The sequence below is a fragment of the Bradyrhizobium barranii subsp. barranii genome (genome assembly GCF_017565645.3).
Taxonomy (GTDB): domain Bacteria; phylum Pseudomonadota; class Alphaproteobacteria; order Rhizobiales; family Xanthobacteraceae; genus Bradyrhizobium; species Bradyrhizobium barranii.
Genome location: NZ_CP086136.1, coordinates 3,684,024 through 3,709,650 on the forward strand (window position 1 = coordinate 3,684,024; position 25,627 = coordinate 3,709,650).

General features: G+C 65.4%; 23 protein-coding genes. 12 read left to right on the plus strand and 11 right to left on the minus strand.

The features are described 5' to 3' along the window. Positions 1 to 23: 23 nt before the first annotated feature. Genes J4G43_RS17575 through J4G43_RS17585 form a run of 3 tightly spaced genes read right to left on the minus strand, consistent with a single transcriptional unit; the run spans position 24 to position 3,478 of the window. Complete coding sequence (locus tag J4G43_RS17575) at positions 24 to 608, minus strand: DUF1254 domain-containing protein (protein WP_063984559.1); 585 nt, start codon at positions 606 to 608, stop codon at positions 24 to 26. Then, on the minus strand, positions 605 to 1,183 hold the full coding sequence (locus tag J4G43_RS17580; protein WP_208085762.1) for a DUF1214 domain-containing protein: 579 nt from the start codon (positions 1,181 to 1,183) through the stop codon (positions 605 to 607). Before J4G43_RS17580 ends, J4G43_RS17575 begins: the two co-directional genes overlap by 4 nt. Positions 1,184 to 1,192: 9 nt before the next feature. After that, entirely contained in the window at positions 1,193 to 3,478 is a 2,286-nt protein-coding gene (locus tag J4G43_RS17585; protein WP_135214850.1) for a transglycosylase domain-containing protein, read from the minus strand. Positions 3,479 to 3,770: 292 nt separating this feature from the next. Here J4G43_RS17585 and J4G43_RS17590 point away from each other — a divergent pair, with 292 nt between their 5' ends. Together J4G43_RS17590 and J4G43_RS17595 are read left to right on the plus strand one after the other, a co-directional pair. Then, a complete protein-coding gene (locus tag J4G43_RS17590; protein WP_014496718.1) occupies positions 3,771 to 4,286 on the plus strand; it encodes a YcgN family cysteine cluster protein in 516 nt (171 codons plus the stop codon). A 155-nt stretch (positions 4,287 to 4,441) separates the two neighbouring features. Further along, positions 4,442 to 6,028, plus strand: coding sequence for an MDR family MFS transporter (locus J4G43_RS17595; RefSeq protein WP_208085763.1), 1,587 nt, complete (start codon positions 4,442 to 4,444; stop codon positions 6,026 to 6,028). Positions 6,029 to 6,031: 3 nt separating this feature from the next. Here the strand turns inward: J4G43_RS17595 and J4G43_RS17600 are convergent, their stop codons facing one another. The 8 genes from J4G43_RS17600 to ku form a co-directional block, all read right to left on the minus strand. Beyond that, entirely contained in the window at positions 6,032 to 7,732 is a 1,701-nt protein-coding gene (locus J4G43_RS17600; RefSeq protein ID WP_208085764.1) for an alpha/beta hydrolase, read from the minus strand. A 21-nt stretch (positions 7,733 to 7,753) separates the two neighbouring features. Next, a complete protein-coding gene (locus tag J4G43_RS17605) occupies positions 7,754 to 10,267 on the minus strand; it encodes a GAF domain-containing protein (RefSeq protein WP_208085765.1) in 2,514 nt (837 codons plus the stop codon). Positions 10,268 to 10,362: 95 nt separating this feature from the next. Continuing rightward, positions 10,363 to 11,997 carry a thiamine pyrophosphate-requiring protein gene (locus J4G43_RS17610; protein ID WP_208085766.1) on the minus strand — a complete coding sequence of 545 codons (1,635 nt, stop codon included), beginning with the start codon at positions 11,995 to 11,997 and terminating at the stop codon, positions 10,363 to 10,365. Positions 11,998 to 12,197: 200 nt separating this feature from the next. Then, entirely contained in the window at positions 12,198 to 12,632 is a 435-nt protein-coding gene (locus J4G43_RS17615; RefSeq protein WP_208085767.1) for a hypothetical protein, read from the minus strand. 350 nt (positions 12,633 to 12,982) lie between these two features. Further along, positions 12,983 to 13,147: a Flp family type IVb pilin gene (locus tag J4G43_RS17620; protein WP_014496710.1), complete on the minus strand. Its 165-nt coding sequence runs from the start codon at positions 13,145 to 13,147 to the stop codon at positions 12,983 to 12,985. Positions 13,148 to 13,362: 215 nt separating this feature from the next. Beyond that, on the minus strand, positions 13,363 to 13,542 hold the full coding sequence (locus J4G43_RS17625) for a hypothetical protein (protein ID WP_028149907.1): 180 nt from the start codon (positions 13,540 to 13,542) through the stop codon (positions 13,363 to 13,365). 197 nt (positions 13,543 to 13,739) lie between these two features. Beyond that, positions 13,740 to 13,967 carry a hypothetical protein gene (locus tag J4G43_RS17630; protein ID WP_208085769.1) on the minus strand — a complete coding sequence of 76 codons (228 nt, stop codon included), beginning with the start codon at positions 13,965 to 13,967 and terminating at the stop codon, positions 13,740 to 13,742. A 60-nt stretch (positions 13,968 to 14,027) separates the two neighbouring features. Further along, positions 14,028 to 15,014, minus strand: coding sequence for a non-homologous end joining protein Ku (gene ku / locus J4G43_RS17635; protein ID WP_208085770.1), 987 nt, complete (start codon positions 15,012 to 15,014; stop codon positions 14,028 to 14,030). Positions 15,015 to 15,249: 235 nt separating this feature from the next. On the opposite strand from ku, the gene J4G43_RS17640 reads away from it, so the two are divergent. The 10 genes from J4G43_RS17640 (at position 15,250) to J4G43_RS17685 (ending at position 25,442) form a co-directional block, all read left to right on the plus strand. Then, complete coding sequence (locus tag J4G43_RS17640) at positions 15,250 to 15,405, plus strand: hypothetical protein (protein ID WP_208085771.1); 156 nt, start codon at positions 15,250 to 15,252, stop codon at positions 15,403 to 15,405. 235 nt (positions 15,406 to 15,640) lie between these two features. Then, positions 15,641 to 16,315 (plus strand): response regulator transcription factor, encoded by a 675-nt coding sequence (locus J4G43_RS17645; RefSeq protein WP_208085772.1) that lies wholly within the window; start codon positions 15,641 to 15,643, stop codon positions 16,313 to 16,315. 93 nt (positions 16,316 to 16,408) lie between these two features. After that, a complete protein-coding gene (locus J4G43_RS17650) occupies positions 16,409 to 17,785 on the plus strand; it encodes a sensor histidine kinase (protein ID WP_208085773.1) in 1,377 nt (458 codons plus the stop codon). Positions 17,786 to 17,946: 161 nt separating this feature from the next. Next, positions 17,947 to 19,350 carry a hypothetical protein gene (locus J4G43_RS17655; RefSeq protein ID WP_063984548.1) on the plus strand — a complete coding sequence of 468 codons (1,404 nt, stop codon included), beginning with the start codon at positions 17,947 to 17,949 and terminating at the stop codon, positions 19,348 to 19,350. Between the two features lie 99 nt (positions 19,351 to 19,449). Continuing rightward, positions 19,450 to 19,719: a hypothetical protein gene (locus J4G43_RS17660; RefSeq protein ID WP_028149902.1), complete on the plus strand. Its 270-nt coding sequence runs from the start codon at positions 19,450 to 19,452 to the stop codon at positions 19,717 to 19,719. Between the two features lie 131 nt (positions 19,720 to 19,850). Then, positions 19,851 to 20,960, plus strand: coding sequence for a c-type cytochrome biogenesis protein CcmI (gene ccmI / locus J4G43_RS17665; protein ID WP_071917603.1), 1,110 nt, complete (start codon positions 19,851 to 19,853; stop codon positions 20,958 to 20,960). Between the two features lie 37 nt (positions 20,961 to 20,997). Continuing rightward, complete coding sequence (ccmE, locus tag J4G43_RS17670) at positions 20,998 to 21,507, plus strand: cytochrome c maturation protein CcmE (RefSeq protein ID WP_063984547.1); 510 nt, start codon at positions 20,998 to 21,000, stop codon at positions 21,505 to 21,507. Beyond that, positions 21,504 to 23,483 carry a heme lyase CcmF/NrfE family subunit gene (locus J4G43_RS17675; RefSeq protein ID WP_208085774.1) on the plus strand — a complete coding sequence of 660 codons (1,980 nt, stop codon included), beginning with the start codon at positions 21,504 to 21,506 and terminating at the stop codon, positions 23,481 to 23,483. The genes ccmE and J4G43_RS17675 overlap by 4 nt, the downstream gene beginning before the upstream one ends. A 4-nt stretch (positions 23,484 to 23,487) precedes the next feature. Continuing rightward, positions 23,488 to 23,970, plus strand: coding sequence for a cytochrome c-type biogenesis protein (locus tag J4G43_RS17680; RefSeq protein WP_208085775.1), 483 nt, complete (start codon positions 23,488 to 23,490; stop codon positions 23,968 to 23,970). Positions 23,971 to 24,098: 128 nt separating this feature from the next. After that, complete coding sequence (locus J4G43_RS17685) at positions 24,099 to 25,442, plus strand: methyl-accepting chemotaxis protein (RefSeq protein ID WP_208085776.1); 1,344 nt, start codon at positions 24,099 to 24,101, stop codon at positions 25,440 to 25,442. Positions 25,443 to 25,627: the final 185 nt, after the last annotated feature.

A 25,627-nucleotide genomic window follows, 5' to 3' on the forward strand; every position in this document is an offset into this window, starting at 1 on the left:
GAGGGCGCCGAAATGGCCGCGTTTCAGCGCCGCCCGCGCGGCGCTTCGGCCTTGGCCGGCGCTTCTGTCTGCGGCGCGCAGGTCGCAGCCTGAAGCGAGTTTTGCGCCTGCTGCATCAGGCCAGGCTCGGCGGCGAGCGCCTTCATCACGATCAGGCCGGTGGTAGCAGGGGAATCGATGATCAGGCGGTCGGCCGCGGTGATCTCTTCGTCCTCGGGCAGCTCGTTGTGCTGCGGCTCGGTCATGAGGTCGAGCTCGATCACCTTCTTGCCGGCGGAACGGTCGTTGATTGCGTAATAGGCGATCTCGTTGCGGGTGTAGAACGACACCGAGGTGTAGGCCTGGCTCACCGGCACCGTAAGCTTGAGCGGCCCGCCCGTGAGGTCGTAGCGGCAGATCGCGATCGCGAAGGCCGGGTCCATGAACGGCATCGGCGAATTGTTGGGATCGGCGAGGGGAAGCTGCGTCACGGCGTTGAGCTTCGTCATCGGCGTCAGCCGCGAATAGGCGTCCTGTGTCGCGATCCGCGGCAGCGCCAGCACGCTGACGAGATGGACCACGAGGCCCAGCACCACGCCCGCGACGATGGTGAACATCAGGCGGATCATGAGCAGCCCACCGTCTTGATCGTGGGCATCGGCGCGTCGCGCTGGGTGCGCGTCGCAACGCCGACAGGGGTGTCGTAGAGGCGCAGCATCAGCGCGTAGCGCTCGATGCCGCCGGTCGGCAGCCAGTTGCCGGCGCGCGAGCGCGAGGCGATGCGGATCTGGAACGTTCCGTCGGACTGCCGCACGATCTCCTGGCTGGTGAAGCCGTAGCGCTGCAGCGAATTGGCGACGAGGTGGCCCTTGCGGTCGTACAGCGTCAGCGTCCAGAACCGCGCCGGCGGCGTCACGCCGGAGACGACGACGTCGCAGCCGCCGTCGAGCGCCTTCTTCTTCTCGTCGGCGGTCGCAGTGAAGGCGACGCCGTCACCGGTGCCGATCGGCAGCTCGCCGTTGCGCACGATGGTGGCGCGCGAATAGGGATCGACGTCGGCGGTGCCGGTGCGCGGCCGCGCGGTCCAGGGGCCGATGGTCAGCGCGCCGATCTCGGTGCCACGCGTCGTCGTCATCCAGGTCGCGCCGACGCCGACCACGCTCGCGAGCAGAAGGGCCGTCAATGTGATCAGGATCAGCCGCACGGGTTTCGATCAGTTCTTGCGCGGGACGGATGCATTCGCATTCTCTTCCGCATAGTTCTGCGGGAAGGCGAGCGCGCTCGTCGACGACGCCGGCTTGGCCAGCTTGTCGTCGTCGGCAGCCGCCTTGGTCGCGGTCCTGGCGGCGTCATCGAGCAGCTTCTCGACGCGCACCAGGACGTCGGCGCCGCGCTTGGTCAGCACGGGCGGCGGGCCGGGCTTGGTCTCCAGCACCTTCGGTGCCGCATTGGCCTGCGCTGCCATCGGCTGCGGCGGCAGCTTCTGGCCCATGCCGATGCCGGGGATTTCCCGGACCTCGACGCCCTGATGCGCGGTGACCATGATGTCGTGCCAGGTCTGCGCCGGCAGCGAGCCGCCGGTCATGCGGTTGGTCGGCGAATAGTCGTCATTGCCGTACCACACTGCGCAGGTGAAATTGCCGGTGTAGCCGACGAACCAGGCGTCGCGATACGCATTGGTCGTGCCGGTCTTGCCGGCGGTCGGAATGCCGTCGAGCGCGGCGCGGCGCGCGGTGCCTTCGCTGACGACGTGGCTCATCATGCCGGCCATGTCGGCGGCAACGGAGGCCGGGATCGCCTGTCGCGGCTTCGGACCGTCGCGGTCCCAGCGCCAGACCGGATCACCGGCGCCGGTGCGCACTTCCAGCACCGAATGCGGCGTCACCGCCTTGCCGCGGTTGGGGAAGGTGGCGTAGGCGACGGCGTGCTCGATCACGGTGACTTCGTCCGAGCCGATCGGCAGCGACGGCGTATCGGGCAGCGGCGCCTTGAGGCCGAAGCGGCGGGCGACCTCGACGATCTTGGCGCGGCCGAGCTTGGCCGGGTTCGGCGCCTTCGGCTGTTCCTTCTGGCCGATCGCGATCGACAGCTTGACGGGCACGACGTTGATCGAGCGCGTGATCGCCTGCGTCAGCGTCACCGAGCCGGAATAGGAATGACCATAGTTCTGCGGACACCAATTGCCGATGCAGACCGGACCGTCGACCACGATCGAGTTCGGCGTGAAGCCGTTCAGCAGCGCGGTGGTGTAGACGTAAGGCTTGAACGACGAGCCGGGCTGGCGGTAGGCGTCGGTGGCGCGGTTGAACTGGCTCGCACCATAGTCGCGGCCGCCGACCATGGCGCGGATGCCGCCGTCGAGATCGGAGACGACGGTCGCGGCCTGGGTCGCGTGATAATCGCGGCCGAACTGGCGCAGCTGGTTCTCGATGGCGTCTTCCGCGGCCTTCTGCACGTTGGTGTCGATCGCGAGGCGCACCACGAAGACGCGCTCGGTGTACGACTTCGGGAAGGTGTCGACCAGCTTGCGCATCTCGTCGAAGGCGTAGTCGAGATAGTAGTTCGGCGAGGCCTCGTCGCGGCGATCGACCGCGAAGGCCGGGTTGCGGCGGGCGCCGAACACCTGGCCCTCGGTCATGAAGCCGGCGTCGACGAGATTGTCGAGCACGACGTTGGCGCGGGCACGCGCCGCGGGCAGGTTGATGTGGGGTGCGTATTTGGTCGGCGCCTTGAACAGGCCGGCGAGCATCGCGGCTTCCGCAAGCGTCACGTCACGCGCGGATTTGTTGAAGTAGAAATGGGCCGCGCCGTCGACGCCGAAGGTGCCTCCGCCCATATAGGCGCGGTCGAGGTACAGCTTGAGAATCTCGTTCTTGGTCAGGCGCCATTCCAGCCAGACCGCGAGGAAGGCTTCGTTGACCTTGCGCTCGATGGTGCGCTCGTTGCTCAAGAACAGGTTCTTCGCAAGCTGCTGGGTGATCGAGGAGCCGCCCTGGCGGACGCCGCCGGCCTGGGCGTTGGTGACGAGCGCGCGCGCGGTGCCGGCGATGTCGATGCCGAAATGCTCGTAGAAGCGGCGGTCTTCGGTGGCGAGCGTCGCCTTGATCAGCACGTCCGGAAAGTCTTCCAGCGGGATCGAGTCGTTGTGCTTGATGCCGCGGCTGCCGATCGGGTTGCCGTAGCGGTCGAGGAACGACACCGCCAGGTCGGACTTCTTCAGCCAGTCCTCGTCCGCGGTCTCGCGGAAGGCGGGGATGGCGAGGGTGAGCATCACGACCAGGCCGCCAAGGCCCAGCGTCGCGGCCTCCGACAGCGGCTCGATGAACACCCAGCGCTTCCACCGCCCGACATAGAAGCGGTCCATGAAGGTCGAGTAGCGCTCGTAGAGCTCGCGGATGCCCTTGGCGGAGGAGAACAGCGAGGAATCGATGCGCGCGTCGAGGTCCAGAAAGAAATTCCGGATGCGGCTCTTCCAGTTGGATGGTGTGTTCTGGACCACCTAGAACCCTTGAGGCTCGGTTCGACAGCGTTCAGGCACCCGGCCGGGCGGCACCGAGACGTCTTGAGGGAATGTTACGGCAAACCCAAGGCGCCGGTTTCGCGTCCGAGGGGACTTGCTGTTCCTTCTAGCCGAGCAGGGCCCATAAACCAATGGTCAGGCTCGCGATTTTGAACAACAGGCCTAATTGACCCCGGTTCATTACGGGCCTCAATTGGGCGTTGCTTGCAGCGTCCCGGCCGCACGCCGTAGATGAACGAGCCGTAGCTCTTTCGAACCCTTGTTGAGGCGCATGACCGCAGCTCCCAAACGACCTTCAGGCCAGGAAGGATTCTTCTGGAAAACCAAGACGTTGGAAGAGCTGTCGACGGCCGAATGGGAGAGCCTATGCGACGGCTGCGGCCGCTGCTGCCTGAACAAGCTCGAGGACGAGGATACCGGCGACATCTATTTCACCCATGTCGGCTGCAAGCTGCTCGATGCCGGGACCTGCGGCTGCAAGGACTATCCGAATCGCTCCGCCAAGGTTCCCGATTGCGTCCGGCTGACCCCGGCCAATGTCCGCACCCTGAACTGGCTGCCGCCGAGCTGCGGCTACAAGCTGGTCGCCGAAGGGCGCGACCTCTATTGGTGGCATCCGCTGGTCTCGGGCGATCCCAACACCGTTCATGAAGCCGGCGTCTCCGTCCGCGGCCGGGTCGAGGGCAGCGAGGAGGAGATCCCGGACGAGGAGCTCGAGGACCACATCGTGCAATGGCCGGCGCAGCTGCCGAAACGGGCACGCCTGAAGCGACGTCCGAAGGACTGACCCGCCTGCGACGTCGAATCACGTCATCGCGATGACCCCGCGGCGGGATGCACCCATGCGCCGCGGTGCCTGCCTGAGAAGAACTTTCCTCTCTACATTGCCTGCATAGAACGAATCCTTCGCGGTGTTGCGCCGCTTCACGGCTTCCGATCGAGATGAACAAGTTCGACCGGCAGAGCAGTTCTGCCGACATTCAGGCGTTGCCTGACGACATTGCCGAAGAGCTGTCCCGCCTTCCCAGCGAGGTCTTGAGCGTCGACGACGCGCCTTCGCTCGCGCCGCCGGCACCATTATCGCAGGACGAGGTCCGGACCATCGTGATCAGCCTGATGCTGACGATGTTTCTGGCTGCGCTCGACCAGACCATCGTCGCGACCGCGCTGCCGACCATCGGGCGCCAGTTTCACGACGTCTCCAATCTCTCCTGGGTCATCACAGCCTATCTGCTCGCCTCGACCGCGGTCGCGCCGGTGTTCGGGACGCTGAGCGATATCTATGGCCGCCGCGTGATGATCATCATTTCGCTCAGCCTGTTCGTCGCCGGCTCCGTGCTGTGCGCGATCGCGCCGAGCATGCCGATGCTGATTCTGGCGCGCGGCCTTCAGGGCCTCGGCGGCGGCGGCATCATGCCTGTCGTGCAGACCGTGATCTCCGACATCGTCTCCCCGCGCGAGCGCGGCCAGTACCAGGCCTATTTCTCCAGCGTCTGGATGGTCGGCGGCATTTTGGGCCCCGTCATCGGCGGCGTGTTCGCCGAGCATCTGCACTGGTCGATGATCTTCTGGATCAATCTGCCGCTCGCAGCCGCCGCCATCGCGATGCTGCTGCCGAAGATGAAGAAGATCCCGGTGTTCCACCGCAAGCGCAAGGTCGACTGGCTCGGCGGCGTGCTGCTGATGGCCTCTGCGGTCGTCTTCATGCTGGTGCTGACCTGGGGCGGCAGGCGTTATCCGTGGCTCTCGCCGACGGTGCTTGCGATGGTGGGCGGCGCTGTCGCGCTCGCGGTCACCTTCGTGTGGCACGCGCGGCGGGCCGACGAGCCGTTCCTGCCGTTGAAGCTATTGACGGGTTCGGTGGCGCCTTTCGCCATGACAGCCGGGGGCTGCGGGCTCGGTGCGATCACGGGCCTCACCGTGCAGCTGCCGCTCTACTACGAGTCGGTCTACCATCTCAGCGCCAGCGAGGCGGGGCTTGCGCTGATTCCGCTCGCGGCAGTCTCGACCTGCGGTGCGGCGATTGCCGGCCGTACCATGGCGCGCGCAAAACACTACAAGCGCGTTGCCATCATCGGCACGTCCTGGGCCGCGCTGTGCGGCCTCGCCCTCACGGTCACCACCTTGCCGCTGTGGGGCTTGCTGATGCTGATGGCCGCCTTTGCGCTCGGCCTCGGCACGACCTTTCCGGTCTGCGTGGTCTCGCTGCAGAATTCGGTCGCGCGCCCGCAAGTCGGCACCATCACCGGCGCGATGAACTTCTTCCGCTCGCTGATGTCCTCGTTCACGGTCGCGGCGTTCGCGGCGATCCTGCTGATCGCGCTCGGCGCCGACGTTCCGCTGGCCGGCGAGCATCACGCCGCAGGCAGCATCCCCGCGATCCCTGCCGAAGACATGCGGCACGCGTTCCGTTACGTCTTCGGCGCCGCCACCGCGCTGATGACCACGGCTTCGCTCTGCCTGATCATGATGGAGGAGCGGCCGCTCGCCGGCCCCTCCGTCACGCAGCAGGTGGAGATGGCGGAGTAGGGGTTAGCCGCCGCGATCGGGATCGTCGTCGGCATCACCTGCGCTCGTCTTTCGCGCCTTCGCCGCAAGCTGTTCCTTGAGCCGCGCGAGTGCTTCGGCGGACCAATCATTGACATCTGTCACCGCGACCCAGCCATCGACATAATGCTCGGGCGCGTAGACATGGCCAAAGCCCATCGGCGTCGCGGTCGCGACCGCCATGTCGAGGGCGAGCTGCAGCATCGTCACGACAGGATACCATCGCAGCTGCGGCGACACGTCCGGCCCGCGCGGCGCATTCATCCAGTCCGGCGCCTGATAGGCGTCGCGGTAGGCGAAGAACGTGATCGCGTCACTGGCATATTGCAGATAGACGACGCGCATCGGCCCCCAGCGCGTATCCGGCGGCACCGTCGGTCCATTCTGGTTCATGAAGCGGACGAGGCGGCCGTCGCGGAATTCCGGGAGCCAGGCCGGCGATCCCGGATTGCGGTTCGCGGTGACCGAGCGCCAGATGCGGCTCTCAAATGGCGCCCCGCTCCATAGCGCGCCGCCAATGGGATCCCCGATCGTCTCGAACAGCTCCGCGGATTTCTCCGAGTTCATGGCGCCGAGGCTCAGTCCGTGCAAATACAGCATCGGCCGCTTGTCCTTCGGCAGGGTCGTCCAATAGCCGTAGATTTCTGCGAACAGCGCGCGCGACGCTTCGGCACCGTATTCGGGCTGAAACAGCAGCGACAGCGGGCTGTTGAGATAGGAATACTGCATCGCGACGCTCGCGACATCGCCATGGTGGAGATATTCGACCGTATCCATCGCGGCCGGATCGATCCAGCCCGTGCCGGTCGGCGTGATGACGATCAGGATTTTGCGGTCGAAGCCGTGCTGGCGCTTGAGCTCCTCGAGCGCGAGCCTGGCGCGCGCTTGCGCGGTGTTGCGGCTGCCGAGCCCCACATAGACGCGCACGGGATTCTGCGCGGGCCTTTCCGTAGCGGCGCTGATCTCGGCTGCGGCCGGGCCTGAGGCAATGAACCGGCGCCCCATGCGCCCGAGCTCGGTCCACTTCACCAGTGATGCCGGGCTTCCCGTCCGACCGGGATCGGTCGGCTGCGGCCGCTCGGGCTCGAACAGAACATCGAGTTCGCGGAAGGAGGAGTCGAGTGCGTTGAACGCCGTGCGGATCAGGACATTGCTGGCGATCGACCAGAACAGCAGGGCTGCGACGAGCAGGCCGACCACGTTCGCGACCTTCCGCGGAACGAGGCGTCGTATGCGCGCGGCGAGAAAGCGGGCGACAAGCGCGAACAGCCGCCCCAGCGCCAACAGCACGACGAACGTGATCAGGGCGATGGCGCAGACCTTGAGCGGATGGGCGGTCTCCACCGGCGCCATCTTCATCACGGTGCGGATCGAGTTCTGCCATTCGGCGGTGCGCGCGAGGGCGAGGATGACGACGAGCAGGCAGCCGACTGCGACAAGCGCATTCGCAACTGATCTTGCGCGCGCCGAAGGCTCGGGCAGTTCGAGATAGTGCCACAGCCGGCGCCACAGGATTCCGGTGAAATAGCCGATCGCAAAGCAGCCGCCGGCGAGGGCACCTTGCGTGAGATAGCTGCGCGGGATCAGCGTCGGCGTCAGCGCGGCAGCGAAGAACAGCGCACCCAGCATGAGGCCGACGCCGGACAGCGACAGCAATTGTCGCCGAATGAACCGAGCTGGATTCATGAAAGCACCTCCCGAGCCACGCTATCCTCCGGTCGTGTCCGGAAAGCTGCTCTTTCGCGGCAACAGGATCGTGAACTCCGTGAACGCGCCGGGCTCTGTCGTGACGTCGATCGTGCCGCCGTGCTGCTTCACGATGATGTCGTGGCTCATCGACAGCCCGAGACCGGTACCTTCGCCGGCCGGCTTGGTGGTGAAGAACGGATTGAACATCTTCGCCTTCACGTCTTCCGGAATGCCGGTGCCGTTGTCGCGGATGCGGATCTCGATGCTGTCGCCGCGGTCGCGGGTCGCGGCGATCACCACCGGCACGTAACCGGCGCCGCTGCCCATCTGGCGCCGGGTCACCGCATAGAAGCCGTTCGAGATCAGGTTCAAGAGCACCCGGGAAATCTCCTGCGGAAACACCTCGGCCGAACCCGCCGCCGGGTCGAGCTCGCTCTTCAGCGTCACGTCGAAGAGCGGCTTCTCGGCACGCGCGCCGTGATAGGCGAGGTTGAGACTCTCCTCGACCAGCGCGTTGATGTCGCTGAGCCGATGCTCGCCGCCGCCCTCGCGCGAATGCAGCAGCATGTTCTTGACGATGGAATCGGCGCGCCTTCCGTGCTGCACGACCTTTCCAAGATTGTCCCTCAGCAGCCCCGTCAGCTCGTCGACCTCCGCGCGCAGATCGTCGGCGAGCGGGACGGGCGCAAGCACCTCGTTCAGCTCGTCGGTCAGCTCGGCCGAGAGCGAGGCGAAATTGTTGACGAAGTTGAGCGGGTTCTTGATCTCGTGCGCGATGCCGGCGGTGAGCTGGCCGAGCGAGGCCAGCTTTTCGGTCTGGACCAGACGGTCTTGCGCGGCGCGCAAATCGTCGAGCGATCTGGCGAGCTCCCGCGTGCGGTCCTGCACCTCGTTGAACAGGCGGGTGTTCTCGACCGCGATCACGGCCTGGTCGGCAAAGGTCTTGAGCAGGCTGATCGCCTTGTCCGGGAAAGGGCCGGCCTCGCGGCGCGTCACGCCGATGGTTCCGATGGCAATGCCGTCGCGCAGCATCGGAATCACGAGGATGCTGCGATAGCCGCGCGTCCGCGCCAGCTCCCGCATGGCCTCCGTGAGGTCGGGCTCGTTCTGCATGTCGCTGCGGAATGCGTATTCACCACCTGTCGCCACCCGGCTGTGAATGCCCGATGCCGCAAGCGGCGCCGGGAACGAGCTGCGCAGCTCCGCGTTGCCGGCCTCGTTGTCGGTGGTGAAGGCAGCCAGATGCAGCATGCCGTTGATGACGCGGGTGACGGTGGAGGAATGTCCGCCGACCAGCGCCTTGGCACTGTCGGAGATGGCCTGGAACACCGGCGTGACGTCGGCCGGCGAGGCCGCGATCACCTTGAGGATGTCGGCGGTCGCGGTCTGCCGTTCCAGCGCTTCCCTGGTGGCGTTGAACAGGCTGACATTCTTGACCGCGATCACCGCCTGGTCGGCGAAGGTCTGCAGCAGCCGCACATGATGCTCGGCGAACGCGCCGGTGGTTCGCCGCGTGGCGATGATGACGCCTTTGGCCTCGCCCTCGCTCATCAGCGGCGTGAACAGCATGCTGCGAAAGCCGCGGGCGCGCGCGATGTCGCGTGCGGCCGGCTCAAGCTCGGTATCCGGCAGCTGCGCCGATTCACCATGGGCCGTGAGCTGGTACGCCGGGAACTGCGCGAACGGCACCGGGAACGAGGCCTGGAGCACGCGGTCGCCGGCTGGATCGCCCGGCGTGAATGCCACGAGGTGCGCGGCGCCGTCGACATAGCGCAGCACCGCGGTGGAGAAGCCGCCGATCAGCCGGTTGGCGTTGGCGGCGACGGCGTCGAACACCGGCTGCACGTCGGAGGGCGAACTCGCCAGCACTTTCAGAATGTCGGCGGTCGCGGTCTGCCGTTCCAGTGATTCCCGCGTCTCGTTGAACAGGCGCGCGTTCTCGATCGCGATCGCGGCCTGGTCGGCAAAGCTCTGTTGCAGCGCCATCTCATCATCGGTGAAGGGCGCGAGGCGGTCGCGGTAGACGATTAGCGCGCCGATCGCCTTGCCTTCAAGCCGCAGCGGCGAGCCGGACATCGAACGCGTGCCGGCGGCGCGAGCGTGAGGCATGCCGGGCCAGTCGGCGATGGCCGGATCGACATTGTCGAGATCGGGAACATGAACCTGCCGGTTCTCGGCCACGATGGTGCCGGGCATGTTGCGGCCGCCGATCTTGAGCTGGGCGAGCGGCACGCCGGCGCCGACGCGCATGGAGCTGTCGCCGACCCGGATCACCCTGGACCACCCGTCGCCTTCGGCAATGTGAATGGTGGCGCTCGGCGCGCCGAACAGATGCATGGTCGCTTCCGCGATCTGCTGCAGCGAGCCCTCCGCATCGCCCGAGGAGTTGGCGATGGTGCGCAGGATCTCCATGCTGGCGTTCTGGCGGTCGCGCGCAATGGCAAGCTCGGCTTGCAGGCGGGCATTCTCGGCCGCTTGGGATCGCAATTGCCGTTCGAGCTCGGCGGCCTTGTCCTGGGGAGGCGCGGTCATTGATAATCCGGCTAAGCGCCGCGACGTACGCGGTACCAAGCCCGATTATCACATCTCCTGCGGCCGGAGCCAGCGTCTGCAGCCTTGTGGCCGCCTCAAGTCGCCGGCCGCGACACCTCGGTCTCCTTGCTGGTGATGAACTCCAGCAGCACCGGGGTGCCTTCCTTCGTCTTCTGGATGCCGCGCTTGATCGCGGGGATGATGTCCTCCGGCCGCGTCACCCGCTCGCCATGGCCGCCGAAGGCGCGCGCCATCGCGGCATAGTCGCCGGAGATGTCGGTCGAGCGGTATTTCTCGGTCGAGATCGGCATCACCTTCAACTCGATCGCCATCGAGAAATTGTTCAGCAGGATCGACATGATCGGGATGCGCTCGCGCACCGCGGTCTCGAAATCCATACCGGTGAACCCGATGGCGGCGTCGCCCCAGACATTGATGCAGAGCTTGTCGGGCTTTGCGAGTTTTGCGCCCATCGCCAGCCCAAGGCCGTAGCCGAGCTGCGTCGTCTTGCCCCAGCCGAGATAGGTGAGGGGCTCGACCGCCTTCCAGAACGGCGAGAGCTGGTCGCGCGGGCTGCCGGCATCATGGGTGATGATGGTGTTGCTGACGTCGACGGTGTGCTGCAGGTCCCAGAGCACGCGATAGGGGCTGAGCGGCGCGTCATCGCTGGTGAGTTTCGGCATCCATTTCGCCAGCCACTCCTTGTGCGAAGCGGCGATCTCGGCCGCGACCGCTGATGCGTCGCGATCCGCCGTGACGGTCTTGCCGATCTCCTCCAGCAGCGCATCGAGCACGAGGCCGGCATCGCCGACGAGGCCGACCTTGGCTTCCACATCCTTGTTGAGATGGTTCGGATCGAGCGTGGAGTGGATGATGGTCTTTCCCTTCGGCATCGCGATGCCAAAGCTGGTCTCGGTGAAGGAACAGCCGATGCCGAAGATGACGTCGGCCTCAGCGAGGAATTTTGGAACAGCGCGCGGCACCGCGAGGCCGCCCGAGCCGAGCGACAGCGGATGCGTTTCCGGGAACGATGATTTGCCCCCCAAGCTGGTGGTGACGGGAATGGCGAGCCGTTCGGCGAGCCGCTTCAGTTGCGGCCAGGCCTGCGCGTAGTGCACGCCCTGGCCGGCATAGATCACGGGGCGCTTCGCGTTGACGAGCAGGGCTGCCGCCTCCTTCACATGAACGGGATCGGCGCCGTAGCGCGTGCGCAGCACCGGCGTGTAGTTCAGCGGCTCCGGCACCTCCTCGTTCCACATGTCGGCGGGGATCTCGACGATGACGGGCCCGCCGCGGCCGTTCTTGAGCTTGGTGAAGGCACGGCGAAAAATGTTGGTGACCTCGGCCGCGAGAATGATCGGCTCGGACGATTTCGAAAACGCCTTCATCGCCTCGCTGGAATTGAAGTTCGGCTCGATATGCGCAAGCCTGCGCTGATAGCCCATCGGCAGCACCAGCACGGGCACGGATTCGCCGTAGCATTGCGCAACGCCACCCATCGCGTTCTCGGCGCCGGGCCCATGCTGCATGCAGAACGCGCCGATCGAACGCCCCGACGTCACCCGCGAGATCGCGTCCGCCATATGCACCCCGACGCGTTCCTGCCGCACCATCACGGGCCGGATCTCGGCCTTGGCCGCGTGCTCGATCAGATGGTTGACCGGATAGCCGCAGAGGATCTCGATCCCCTCGCGCTTCATGATTTCCGCAATGGCGGTGCCGAGCTTCATGGCGTCTCTCTCCTCAGGCTTGGCCGGTTGCTCCGGCCGATTGGGGAGAGAGGATCAGGAATTTGCAGGAGGGTAAAGCACGGGTGGGCGACGGGCGCGGTAGGTCAGCTATGCAGCGAGCTGCCGTAGCCCGGATAGAGCGACTTGTCCGCCGTAGCTCGAAGAGCGAAGGCGGAAGCGCAATCCGGGCTACAAACGTCCTACTTGCAGTTTTTGCAGATCGTCAGCTTTCGTTTCAACGCCTCATCTTCCTGATCGACCGACGACTGCCCGCCGAGGCCATTTGTATCGGGATTGGACGTGGAATTGGACTTGGCGCCCTTTGCTGCGCGTGACCTCGCAGGCGGCGTCACCTGGCTTGAGGCGTCGTTGTCGTCGACGGTGCCTACGCTGAAGCCATCGTAGTCGGCGGCAGGATTAGGCATCGGCGGAGGCCCGCCGATCACAGGCGGCGAAGCCTCCCTGCCGGATGTCGCCGGCGGAATTCTGGAAGTTTTGGCGCTCGCGCGCGGCGGCGATACATTGGGCGGAGCAAGCGAAACCGGAGGCGCGACCGAAGTCTGTCCTCTCGCGCTGTCGTGCGACCAGGCGCCGACAAACATGAGGCTGAGAGCCAAGACCGTCACGCTTCTCATCCGCATCCTTCAAATCGCTCTGGTCCAATGATTGAGCATGGCCCGTCGAACCACGCCGGGCCGAAGACTATCAGGACTCAAAAGGCCGTCAAAGCGCGGGAGCGCGGGGGTGTGGTTGCTTGAAGTACGTTGCGTAGCGTCCGGGACACGATTTTGAGTGCGTTACGGGCCACGCACCGCTATTGCGATCGCAGCGAGGTAATCCAGAATTCCTCCGCGGGAGGACTCTGGATTGCTTCGCTGCGATCGCAATGACGAGATCGGGGAGGGAGCATGCGCCGACGGCCGCGCCGGGGTCGGCGCGTGCAGGGATGCCGCCTCAGGCCAGGGCGGCCGTTACGAGGCGGCCTTTACTTCAGCGACGAACTGATCGAGTTGAACTTGTTGTTGAGGAGCTGGCTGCCCGTGTTGTTCACGACGGTCACGATCGCCAGCGCAATGCCGGCGGCAATCAGGCCGTATTCGATGGCGGTTGCGCCAGTCTCATCGGCAAGGAAAGACCTAAGCAAAGTCATGCCAACTCCTCTTCATCCGATCCAATGTGTGGCAGCGTCGTTTTCGGACTGGTAAATAGATCGAATAGATTTTTCTGCGCGACGGAAGAATGAAGCCCGGGCGGCCGCGCCTCCGTCACATACGATGGCATCCATTAAATTAAGGTTCCATCGATCCATCCAAATGGATTCAAATCGACCGCCCCGGCAAGGACACGCGGACGCCGCGGCGCCTGTCAGGGCGTGATGGTCGGGCCCGGTGCGGCGGGGAGGCGGCGCTTCAGCACGGTCGCGAGACGGCCGACAAAGTCCTTCATCGTGCCCGGCTGCGGCCGCGGCGCCGTGCTCGCCGCCTGCTCGTGATCAGGCGCGTCGTTCACGATGCTGATGTAGTTCTTTCTGACGTCCTGCTGCACGGGGCACGCGAACCTTGGCTCGATCGGAGCCGGAACCATGCTGCGCATAAGGGGAACCAACGGTTAATTTTGTCGCCCGTAGGAATACCCTGTCGTGCTGGACACGAGGGCGCCGATTAACGGTTTGTTGAGCCTGTTCGTCACGACCGGCACGGATGCCTGCCAGGGATGACAACCAAGGATGACAACCAAGGCTCTCATCCGCCGCGGCCGTCCGCATTCAGCATCGCGATGCGGGCGAACATTACCCAGCCGCCGCCTGTCTCGGCTGCGTTGATCAAGGTCTCGATGGCGGTCTGCCAGTGCACCTCGTGCTGTGCGTCCTCAGGCAGCTGCATGATGTAGTCCGCCGCGTCTTGCAGCGTCAGCAGCTTGCGCTTGTGGCTTACGCGAACGGGATCGTCGAACGCCGTCGACCAGGGCATGTCAGGCCGGTCGATCGGCGAGGGGAGACATCACGGCGCGATTGCAGACGCGGATTGCGTCTAACCGGCCTTCTTCGCCCGCGCCGGCGCGCGGACCGGCTTGTCGGCCTTCTTGGGGGGCGCTTCCTTGGCGGCTGCTGTCTTGCCGCCCTTGCCGGCGATCGGCAGCAGCATCTCGCGCTGGCCCTCGACGCGCTTCTTCGGCTTCTTGCCCCTGACGGTCTCCTTGACGGCCTCCTTGGCGACCTTGGCCGCGGGCGCCATGTCCTTCTCGCTGGCGATGCTCTTCTTCAGTGCGTCCATCAGGTTGATGACGTTGCCGCCGGTCTTCGGCGCGGCCTTCGCCGCGATCGGTGCACCGCTGCGCTTCTTGTTGATGAGGTCGATCAGCGCCGTCTCGTAATGGTCTTCGAACAGCTCGGGCTCGAACGCGCCGGATTTCTTCTCGACGATGTGCTTGGCAAGGTCGAGCATGTCCCTGGTCAGCTTCACGTCCTGGATGTCGTCGAAATATTCCTTCTCGCTGCGGACCTCGTAGGGATAGCGCAGCAGCGTGCCCATCAGGCCGCTCTCGAGCGGCTCCAGCGCGATGATGTGCTCGCGGTTGGTCAGCACGACGCGGCCGATCGCGACCTTGTCCATGCTGCGGATGGTCTCGCGAATCACCGCGAAGGCGTCGTGGCCGACCTTGCCGTCAGGCACGAGATAATAGGGACGGATCAAATAGCGGCTGTCGATATCGGTCTTCGGCACGAACTCGTCGATCTCGATCGTGTGCGTTGAGTCCAGCGCGATGTCGTCGAGCTCGTCCTTGGTGACCTCGATATAGGTGTCGGTGTCGACCTTGTAGCCCTTGACGATGTCCTCGGAGGTCACCTCGTCGCCGGTCTCGGCGTCGACCTTGAGGTACTTGATCCGGTGGCCGGTCTTGCGGTTGATCTGGTTGAACGAGACCTTCTCGGTATCCGAAGTGGCCGGATACAGCGCGACCGGGCAGGTCACGAGCGACAGACGCAGAAAACCCTTCCAATTGGCGCGGGGGGCCATGGGCTACTCCAAACGCAACGGGGACAGAGGACGAGGATACCATCGGGGAACAACGAATCATAGCAAGGCGGATTGCGGAATCTTGCAACTGCGTTAACCGGCCGCCCGGCGCGCGGTTGCAGCCCGATGCAGCGGCAAAAACCGGAACATCATATCCAATCACGCGTTGGCTCAAGACATCAGGCCGCGAAGGGGGGGCGACCACCGCAGCCGACATCCAGAGATTGAGGGCGTTATGGCAACCACGCGAGAGCACGATCAGATCGTCGAAACCGCCACCGAGGCGCGTCAGGGCGAACCGGGGCCGTCAGTGGCGGCCCTGCTTGTCATCTCGACGGGGCTCGCGGTCCTGATCCTTGCCGTCATCTGGTTCGTGTTCTTCCGGACCTGACGGCCGATCGAGGGGACGGTTCGGACCTTCCGACTCGCCGCGTAACGCGGCACATTGCGCCCGCCACGCCCGCCGGCTCGTCCGGTGGCTGCCTGGCGGGCGCCGTCGCGTCGGCGCTTGAGAAGCTCTATATGACCAAAAAGTAACGCGGCCGGTTCCCCGTGTTCATATTCAGTTCACGCCGGAATTGCTCATCTCTGGCGATCGATTGTGCAGTCTATTTCTGGAGAGAAGCGTGCGCCTGCTTGTTGTTGAGGACGACCCTGATCTCAATCGGCAGCTCACCAAGGCGCTGACCGACGCCGGCTACGTCGTCGACCGTGCCTTCGACGGCGAGGAGGGGCATTATCTCGGCGATAATGAGCCCTACGATGCCGTTGTGCTCGACATCGGCCTGCCGAAGAAGGACGGCATCTCGGTGCTGGAAGCTTGGCGCCGCAACGGCCGCACCATGCCGGTCCTGATCCTCACCGCGCGCGACCGCTGGAGCGACAAGGTCCAGGGGTTCGATGCAGGCGCCGACGATTACGTGCCAAAGCCGTTCCATCTGGAGGAGGTGCTGGCGCGCATCCGCGCGCTGCTGCGCCGCTCCACCGGCCATGCCCAGAGCGTATTGAGTTGCGGCCCCGTCACGCTCGACACCAGGACCGGGCGGGTCAGCGTCTCCGGCAATCCGGTCAAGATGACCTCGCACGAATATCGGCTTCTGGCCTACCTGATGCACCATTCGGGACGCGTCGTATCCCGCACCGAGCTGGTCGAGCACCTCTACGACCAGGACTTTGACCGCGACTCCAACACCATCGAGGTCTTCGTCGGCCGCATCCGCAAGAAGCTCGACGTCGACATCATCCAGACCGTCCGCGGCCTCGGCTATCTCCTGACCCCGCCGCCTGCTCCCGGCGCTTGAGGCGTCAGGACTTGACGGCCGGCCGAACAGGGGCCTTGGTCCGGGTCATGACGTCCGACGCCCCGCCCCCCTGCGCCTGCCGGGATCCTTCCGATGGCCGCTAGCTCGCTTGCCAATCGCCTGTTCCTGTCGGCGACGGCGTGGCTCGTGGTGATCCTGGCCATCACCGGGGTGGTGCTGTCGTCGGTCTACAAGAGCGCCACCGAGCGCGCCTTCGACCGCCGGCTCAATCTCTATCTGCGCACCCTCATCGCCGAGGTCGCAACCCCCGACGAGCCGCCGGACCGTCAGTTCCAGTCGCTCGGCGAGCCCCTGTTCGAGCTGCCGTTGTCGGGCTGGTACTGGCAGATCACGCGGACCGATACCGAGAAGCCGGAGGTGCGCTCCTCGCGCTCGCTCTGGGACAAGAAGCTGCCGAAGCTGGAGGAGCAGGGCACCGAGTTCACCGCTGCCGGCATTCGCCTCGCCTATGTCGACGGGCCCGAGGGACAGAATCTGCGCATGGTGGAGCGGCCGGTCGATCTCGGCGCGGACGGCAAATATCTGGTCAGCGTGGCCGGCGACGACACCGAGATATTCGACGAGACGCGGAGCTTCGACTACTACCTCGGCGGCACCTTCACCGCGCTCGGCATCGTGCTGCTGTTGACCACGGTGTTTCAGGTGAGGTTCGGTCTCGCGCCCCTCAAGCGCATCTCGGAATCTATCGCCGACATCCGCTCGGGGCGGGCGGAGCGGCTCGAAGGTGAATTCCCGGTCGAGATCGCGCCATTGGCGCGCGAGACCAACGCGCTGATCGATGCCAATCGCGAGATCGTCGAGCGCGCGCGCACCCATGTCGGCAATCTCGCCCATGCGATCAAGACGCCGCTCTCGGTGATCGTGAATGAGGCCGGCACGCACGCCACCGAGCCGTTCGCAGCCAAGGTGATGGAGCAGGCGGACGTGATGCGCGACCAGCTCGCCCATCATCTGGAGCGCGCGCGCATCGCGGCGCGCGTCTCGGTGGTGGCGACCGTGACGGAGGTCGCGCCCGTCATCGAGGCGCTGCGGCGGACCATGGAGAAGATCCATCGCGATCGCGACATCGTGGTCGAGGCCAAGGCCGATCCGTCCGCAAAATTTCGCGGCGAGCGGCAAGACCTGGAGGAGATGGTCGGCAATCTCGTCGACAATGCCTGCAAATGGGCGGCCTCGCAGGTCTTCATTGAGGTTCTGGTGGAAGCGCCGCACCAGGCGGGCGCCGGCCCGCGCCTGCGGATCATCGTCGACGACGATGGCCGCGGCCTGTCGGAGGCAGAACGCGCCCAGGTCTCCCGGCGCGGCCAGCGGCTCGACGAGTCCAAGCCCGGCTCGGGGCTCGGCCTGTCCATCGTGACCGACCTCGCCGCGCTCTATGGCGGCAGCCTCTCGCTCGCGGGCGCCCCGACCGGTGGCCTGCGGGCGGAGTTGGTCCTCCCCGGAATATAATCCTTTGTTCCGGCACGACTATTTGACTGGTCCGGCACCGATCCGGACCAAACCGGAGCTATTTCGGAGCGACTTCCTAAACGGCTTCTTAAGTGGGCCCCATCTATGATCGCGCAGGACGCATCCCACGTCTGCCATTTTATCGTGCATCACCCGGGCGCATGAGCCAGACATCGATCGAGCGGCTGAGGGAATATCTCGCGCAGCTCCCGCCGCAGTCGCAGGCGCTGCTGATGCGGGAGTTCGAGCGCGCGCTCGAGCGCGGCCAGGACACGGCGGTGGCGACGCTCGTGCTCGAGCAGCTGCGCAAGATCGTCCGCAAGACCGAAGTCGACGAGGCTGCGCCGCCGCGCACGGACGATCTGTCGCGGCTGTTGTTCCAGGTGCTGGAACCGTTCCTGGTCGAGACGGGCGCTCCTGTCAGGGTCGGCCAGATCCGCCGCTCCTCGCTGCATCCGATCTGGCAATGGCTCGGCCGCGATGGCGCCCCCGACAAGGTCAACGAATTCGAGGCGGCGCTGGCGCGCATGCCGGCTTCAGACAGTGCAGGGCAGGTCGAAGCCCTCGCCGCGAAGCTCCAGGCGGTGGCCGCGGATGCCATCTTCGGGCTGACGGGTCCCGGCGGCGGCGACAAGTCGCGCGCGCTCGCCCGCGTCGGCCCGCCCAACGTGATCGAGGACCTCTATTCGATTGGAGCGGTGCTTCAGGTCCGGGAGGCCATCGCTACGCTGAACGAGAAGCTGCCGCGCTTCTTGCGTGCCTTCGGCGAAGCCCAAATCGCGTCAGTGACGTCCACGCTCAACATCCCCGCGCTCCAGACGCCGCAGATGCTGCCCTTCGCGCTGTCGATGGTCGTGCAGCGGATGACCGCGCCGTGGCAGATCATCCGCCTCGCCATCAAGATTGCCGCGTCCGACGACGAGATCCGCGTCGCGGCGACGCCCTACGGCGTGGCCGTCACGATCGCTTTGCATGATTTGTCCTGCGTTGCCGCGATCCTGCGCATGGACATCAAGCGCGGCCATTTCGAGAACGTCGCCGACAATCTCAAGGCGCTGCATGACGGCGTGCGCGGTCTTCGCACGGAACTCGATCTGCGCAACGATTCCGTCTGGGGCAAGCAGCTGACCTCGATCCGGGCCGACATCTCCAATGCGCTGCAATCGGAGATCGACAGCGTTCCCGGCCGGGTTCGCCGCATCCTGCGCCAGCGCGCCGAGAAGGACATTCCGCCGGGGGCGCGGATCGACAGCACCGAGGTTGAGGAAACCGCGGCGTTGATCGATTTCGTCGCGACCTGCCGCAACTATGCGAGCGAGCTTGCGATCAACGAGGTGACGCTGCGCACCTATTCCGATCTCCAGCAATATGTCGAACGCTCGACCGAGCAGTTGGTGCAGTCGCTGCGTGCGGCCGATCACAAGGTCCGCACCTATCGGCAGCAGCAGGTGCAGGCCGCGATCCGGTTCTGCCAGGTGCTGTTCGGCGATGATTACGCGTCGCTGATGAGCCGCGCCGCGGAGAACGCGGCCACGGGCGAGCGCAAATCGTCGCGGGCAAGCTGATCAAGCGCATTTTTTTGTGATCACAATTTGTGGTTGACGGTGCCGGTGGCGGGCCCTACGGTCGCCGTGCAAGATTTTGGAATTTCTATCTGTGGGCGCATGAAACCCCTTATCAGCTCCATCGAAATTGAAAACCGCGTCATTGTCGCCAAATACCAAAGGCTGATGGTTGGCGCGAAGGTGGTGCTGATCGAGAAGGCAAGCGGCCGCCAACTGCCTGAGACCGTCACCAGGGTTGCATCGCCCGTTCCCGTCGGGGCGTTGCGCATCAAATTGCCTGAAGCAATCGAGCCGGGAACATACTTCCTGAGGGCCTTCAACGGGCACGGCGAGGACGCGGCTCAAAGCGCGGACTTCGAGATCCGTTAAGCCGTTGGATTTTCACAGTTTCGGGACTGTGTGCGGTCGCGCCGAATTGACAATTGTCAATTGCCGCATCGTCCGGCCGTGGTGTAAAGCCACCTATGGGCGCGGTTCGCGCGCCGCCGGAAGCTTGCCTGATGACGCTATGGTTCGTGTTCGCGCTGATGACGGTCGCGGCGATTTTCGCCGTGCTTCTGCCGCTCGGCCGCAGCGGACGCGCGCAAAATCAGGGGAGCGAGGTGGCGGTCTACAAGGACCAGCTGGCCGAGATCGAGCGTGATCTCGCCGCAGGGCTGATCGCCGCACCGGAAGCCGAGGCCGCACGTGTCGAGATCAGCCGCAGGCTGCTTGCCGCGGCCGGGAGCGAGCCTGCATCGGAACCGACATCGAGCCTCAAATGGCGCCGCGCGGCGGCTGTGCTGGCGCTTGCCGGCCTGCCGCTCATTGCGATCGGCGTCTACATGCCGCTCGGCTCGCCCAGGCTTCAGGACTTTCCCCTGGCGCAGCGGGAGCGCGGGGCTGGGTCCGGCATGGCGCTCGAGAATCTCGTCGTGCAGGTCGAGCAGCATCTGGAAAAGAATCCGACCGACGGGCGCGGCTGGAACGTGCTCGCGCCGGTGCTGGTGCGGCTCGGCCGCTTCGACGATGCGGTGCGCGCCTATCGCAACTCGCTCACCTACAATGGTGAGAGTTCGGAGCGCCGGGCCGATCTCGGCGAGGCGATCGCGGCTGCTGCCGGCGGCGTGGTGACCGCCGAGGCCAAGACCGAATTCGAGCGCGCGCATGGCCTGAACGCGGACGATCCCAAGGCGAACTATTTCCTCGGGCTTGCCGCCGAGCAGGATGGCCGCAAGGACGATGCCGCCAACATCTGGCGCGCACTGCTGGCGAAAGCGCCGGCGGATGCGCCGTGGCGTCCTCTGGTGCAGACCTCGTTGGCGCGGGTCGGCGGCGGTGGCGCTACGATGCCGGCGCTGTCTGACGAGACGATCGCAGCCTCCAAGGACATGAACGAGGGCGATCGCAACGCGATGGTGCGCGGCATGGTCGAACGCCTGGCCACCCGGCTGAAGCAGAACGGCGATGATGTCGAGGGTTGGCTGCGCCTGGTGCGCGCCTATCTCGTGATGGGCGATCGTGACAGGGCAATGGGCGCTTCGACCGACGCCCGACAGGCTGTCGCCAACGACGCCGCGCGGCTGCGCCAGCTCAACGAAGGCCTCAAGACTCTCGGGCTCGACGGATGACGATGTCGGGACGAGGCGAGCGGAGAACGGATACGCGATGACGCGCAAGCAGCGACGCATGACCATCATCGGCGGCTCCCTCGCGGTGCTCGCGCTCGCGGCCGCGCTCGTGCTCAACGCTCTGCGCGACTCCATCGTGTTCTTCTCGACGCCAACGATGGTCGCCGAAAAGCACGTCGAGCCCGGCAAGCGGTTTCGTCTCGGCGGCCTGGTGCAGCCCGGCTCGCTCCAGCGCGGCGATAATCTCGCCGTGACCTTCGAGGTTGCCGATGGCGGCGCCAAGCTGCCGGTCGCCTACAAGGGCATCCTGCCCGACCTGTTCCGTGAAGGGCAGGGCGTGGTGGCCGAAGGCGCGCTCGACGCCAATGGCGTGTTCAAGGCCGACACCGTGCTTGCCAAGCACGACGAGACCTACATGCCCAAGGAAGTCGCCGATGCCCTGAAGAAGCAGGGGCATTGGAAGGACGATTACGGCGCCAAGGCTTCTGATAGCGTCAAACCCGCGGCGACGACCGCGCAGGGCAACCCGCAGGGAGCAGTGCGTTGATCGCGGAATCCGGACACTACGCGCTGGTGCTGGCCCTTGGCCTGGCGCTGATCCAGTCCATCGTGCCGCTGATCGGTGCGCGCTTGCGCGATGCCGCGCTGATGAACGTGGCGCGCTCCGCCGCGCTGGCGCAACTCCTGTTCGTCGGTGCGTCGTTCATCGCGCTCGTGATGCTACACGTGAACTCGGATTTCTCCGTCGCCAACGTCTACGAGAACTCCCATTCGATGAAGCCGCTGATCTACAAGATCACCGGCGTGTGGGGGAACCATGAAGGCTCGATGCTGCTGTGGGTGTCGATCCTGGCGCTGTTCGGCGGAATGGTCGCCGCCTTCGGTAACAATCTGCCGCTGTCGCTGCGCGCGCATGTGCTGGCCGTGCAGGCCTGGATCGCCAGCGCCTTCTATCTCTTCATCCTGGTGACATCGAATCCGTTCCTGCGCATCGCCAATCCGCCGATCGAGGGACGCGATCTCAATCCGGTGCTCCAGGACATCGGCCTCGCCGTGCATCCGCCGATGCTCTATCTCGGCTATGTCGGCTTCTCGATCTCGTTCTCCTTCGCCATCGCGGCGCTGATGGAGGGGCGGATCGACGCGGCCTGGGCGCGCTGGGTGCGGCCGTGGACGCTGGTGGCCTGGATTTTCCTGACCCTCGGCATCGCGATGGGGTCGTACTGGGCCTATTACGAGCTCGGCTGGGGCGGCTGGTGGTTCTGGGATCCGGTCGAGAACGCCTCGCTGATGCCGTGGCTCGCCGGCACGGCGCTGCTGCACTCGGCGCTGGTGATGGAGAAGCGCAACGCGCTGAAGGTCTGGACCATCCTGCTGTCGATCCTGACCTTCTCGCTGTCGCTGCTCGGCACCTTCCTGGTGCGTTCGGGCGTCATCACCTCCGTGCACGCTTTCGCCACCGATCCGACGCGCGGCGTGTTCATCCTGCTGATCCTCTGCCTGTTCATCGGCGGCAGCCTGTCGCTGTTCGCAGGGCGCGCGACCTCGTTGAAGCAGGGCGGCCTGTTCGCGCCGATCTCGCGCGAGGGCGCGCTGGTGTTGAACAATCTGCTGCTCAGCGTAGCTTGCGCGGTCGTGCTGTTCGGCACGCTCTATCCTCTGGCGATGGAAGCGCTCGACTTCAAGATGTCGGTCGGCGCCCCCTTCTACAATCTCACCTTCGTCCCGCTGTTCGCGCTGCTGCTGCTCGTGGTGCCGTTTGGGCCGATGCTGGCGTGGAAGCGCGGCGATCTGCTCGGCGTCACCCAGCGGCTGCTTGCGGCGGGCATTGCCGCGCTCGTTGTGATCGCCATCGTCTGGGCCTGGACCCGTGGTGGCAGTGCGCTGGCACCATTGGCAATTGGGCTTGGAGTCTTCGTCATCGCCGGTGCCGTGACCGATCTGTCCGAACGGACCGGTTTGTTCCGCCTGCCGTTCGCAACGACGCTGCACCGGGCCCGCGGCCTGCCGCGTTCGGCCTGGGGTTCTGTGTTTGCCCATGCGGGCCTCGGCGTCGCGCTGATCGGGATCGTCTGCGAGACCACCTGGAACAGCGAGTATATCGCGACCATGAAGCAGAACGACGTTGCACACGTCGCCGGCTATGATCTCAAGCTCGACGGCCTGTCCCAGCGTCAGGGGCCGAACTTCCGCGAGATGATCGCCGAGTTCAACGTCAGCGGCGACGGTGAGAAGATCAGCGTCATGACGCCGTCCAAGCGCAACTTCACGACGCGTGGGTCCTCGACCACCGAGGCCGCATTGCTGACGCGCGGCGCGAGCCAGCTCTACGTTTCTCTCGGCGACGCGACTCCCGATGGCGCCATTGCGGTGCGCATCTATCACAAGCCGCTGGTGCTGCTGATCTGGTGGGGACCGGTGCTCATGGCCTTCGGCGGCATGCTGTCGCTGTCCGACCGGCGCCTGCGGGTCGGCGCACCGAAGCCGGCGCGGGCCAAGCAGCGCCTTCAGCCGGCGGAGTGATCCGATGCGGCGGATGATGGTCACGATCGTTGCGCTCATGCTGCTGGCTTTGCCCGCCGCCCACGCCGTGCAGCCCGACGAGATCATGTCGGATCCCGTGAAGGAGGCACGCGCGCGCGACCTGTCGTGCGAGCTGCGCTGCATGGTCTGCCAGAACCAGTCGATCGACGATTCCGACGCACCGCTGGCGCGCGATTTGCGGCTGCTGGTGCGCGAGCGGATCGCTGCCGGCGACAGCAATTCGCAGGTGCTCGACTTCCTGGTCGCGCGCTATGGCGAGTTCGTGCTGCTCAAGCCGCGCTTCGAGCGGCAGACCATGCTGTTGTGGCTGCTCGCGCCGCTGCTGCTGATCAGCGGCGGCCTGGCGCTCTGGCTGCAAATCCGCCGGCGCGCGCGAAGCGGTGCAGACCTACCAGCTCCGCCGCTCACGCCCGAGGAAGAGGCGCGGCTCGCAGCCTTGATGTCGGACGAGACGAAGTCGTCCTAGCGACTTCAAGTCGTCCCGGCCTAAGTAATGATACGTAGGCCGTCTGCCGCAGCCTGTTTCATGCTCTGTTGACCTTTGTCTGGAAGCTTGTCGCGAAATTCAATTCCAGACGTTTGAGTCCTCAGCCGATGTTCACGAACAGCAATCTGACGATCCGCTTCCTGGTCGGCGCCGTCGTCGCTGCATTATTGTTCCTGCTGGGCATCGGCGGCGGCACCGGCTTCGTCGCGGTGCTCTACCTCAACAACGAGATCACCAGCCTGTCGTCGGATTTCGCCGCGCTGATCGGCCCCGCGCGCGAGCATGCAATGCTGATCTACCAGCAGGCGCAGGCGGCATTCTCCTATTTCCTGATCGCCTGCGGCGTGATCGCGGTGGTCGCTGTCGCGATCTGCCTCACCACCTGGTTCGCTGTGCGCAACGGCATCCTCAATCCACTGGCGGCGATTGTGCACGCCATGCGTGAGGTCGCCGATCAGAAATTCGAGACGCCTGTTCCGGGCCTCGGCGGTACCAACGAGATCGGCCTGCTCGCCGGCGCACTGGAAGTGTTCAAGACCAACGGCCTGGAGCGGCGGCGCCTCACCGAGCAGCAATTGCACGAAGCGCAGCATCAGGCCGAGCGGTCGATATTCCTGGACGCCCGGATCAAGCGCTTCAACGATCTCGTTGCCAGCGTGGTCGACAGCGTGGCGTCCTCGGCCGCGCACCTGAAGAGCAATGCCGAAACGCTGTCACGGACGGCCAACGACACCAGCTCCAAGGCCAATGCGGTCGCGAGCGCGGCGAACCAGGCCAGCGCCAGCGTGCAGATCGTCGCGGGCTCGGCCGAGGAGATGACGAACTCGATCGGCACGATCAGCCGCCGCGTCACCGACGCGACGCAGCGTGCCGAAGGCGCGGCGACGCAGGCCGAGAAGAGCCGCGACACCATCCACACCCTGTCGGATGCCGCCGACAAGATCGGCGAGGTCGTGCAGCTCGTGCAGGCGATCGCCTCGCAGACCAACCTGCTGGCGCTCAACGCCACCATCGAGGCGGCGCGGGCAGGGGACGCCGGCAAGGGTTTTGCCGTGGTTGCCTCCGAAGTGAAGAGCCTCGCGCACCAGACCAGCAAGGCGACGGAGGAGATCACCTCGCACGTCGCCAGCATCCAGGGCATCACCGCGGAGACGCGCGGCGCGATCGACGGCATCTCGAAGACGCTGTCGGAGATCTCGTCGATCATGTCGGGCATCGAGGTCGACACCGCCCAGCAGCGCAACGCCACGCAGGACATCACCCGCAGCGCGCAGGATGCCGCCCATGGAACGCTGGACGTCTCCAACCACATCGTCCAGATCACCTCGACGTCGGCGGAGACCGGCCGCATGGCGGCCGAAGCGCGCGATTCCGCCGTCGATCTGTCGCAGCAGGCCGAAACCCTGAAGCGTGAAGTCGACGAATTCATCGTCAGCGTGAGGGCGAGCTGATCTCGCCAAAGGCGTGTTCGACGCTCGTCAGGGGAACTCGATTAAGTTCCTGTAAGGCCACGACTTTCGGCGTGCGATAAACTGCCGCAATGGCGCGACCCTTCATTACAAAAGTTTAACCCCGCCGCCAGCGCACGGTAAGGCGGGAGCCCCCATCTTCATGTCCGTAACGTGCTGCCATCCGG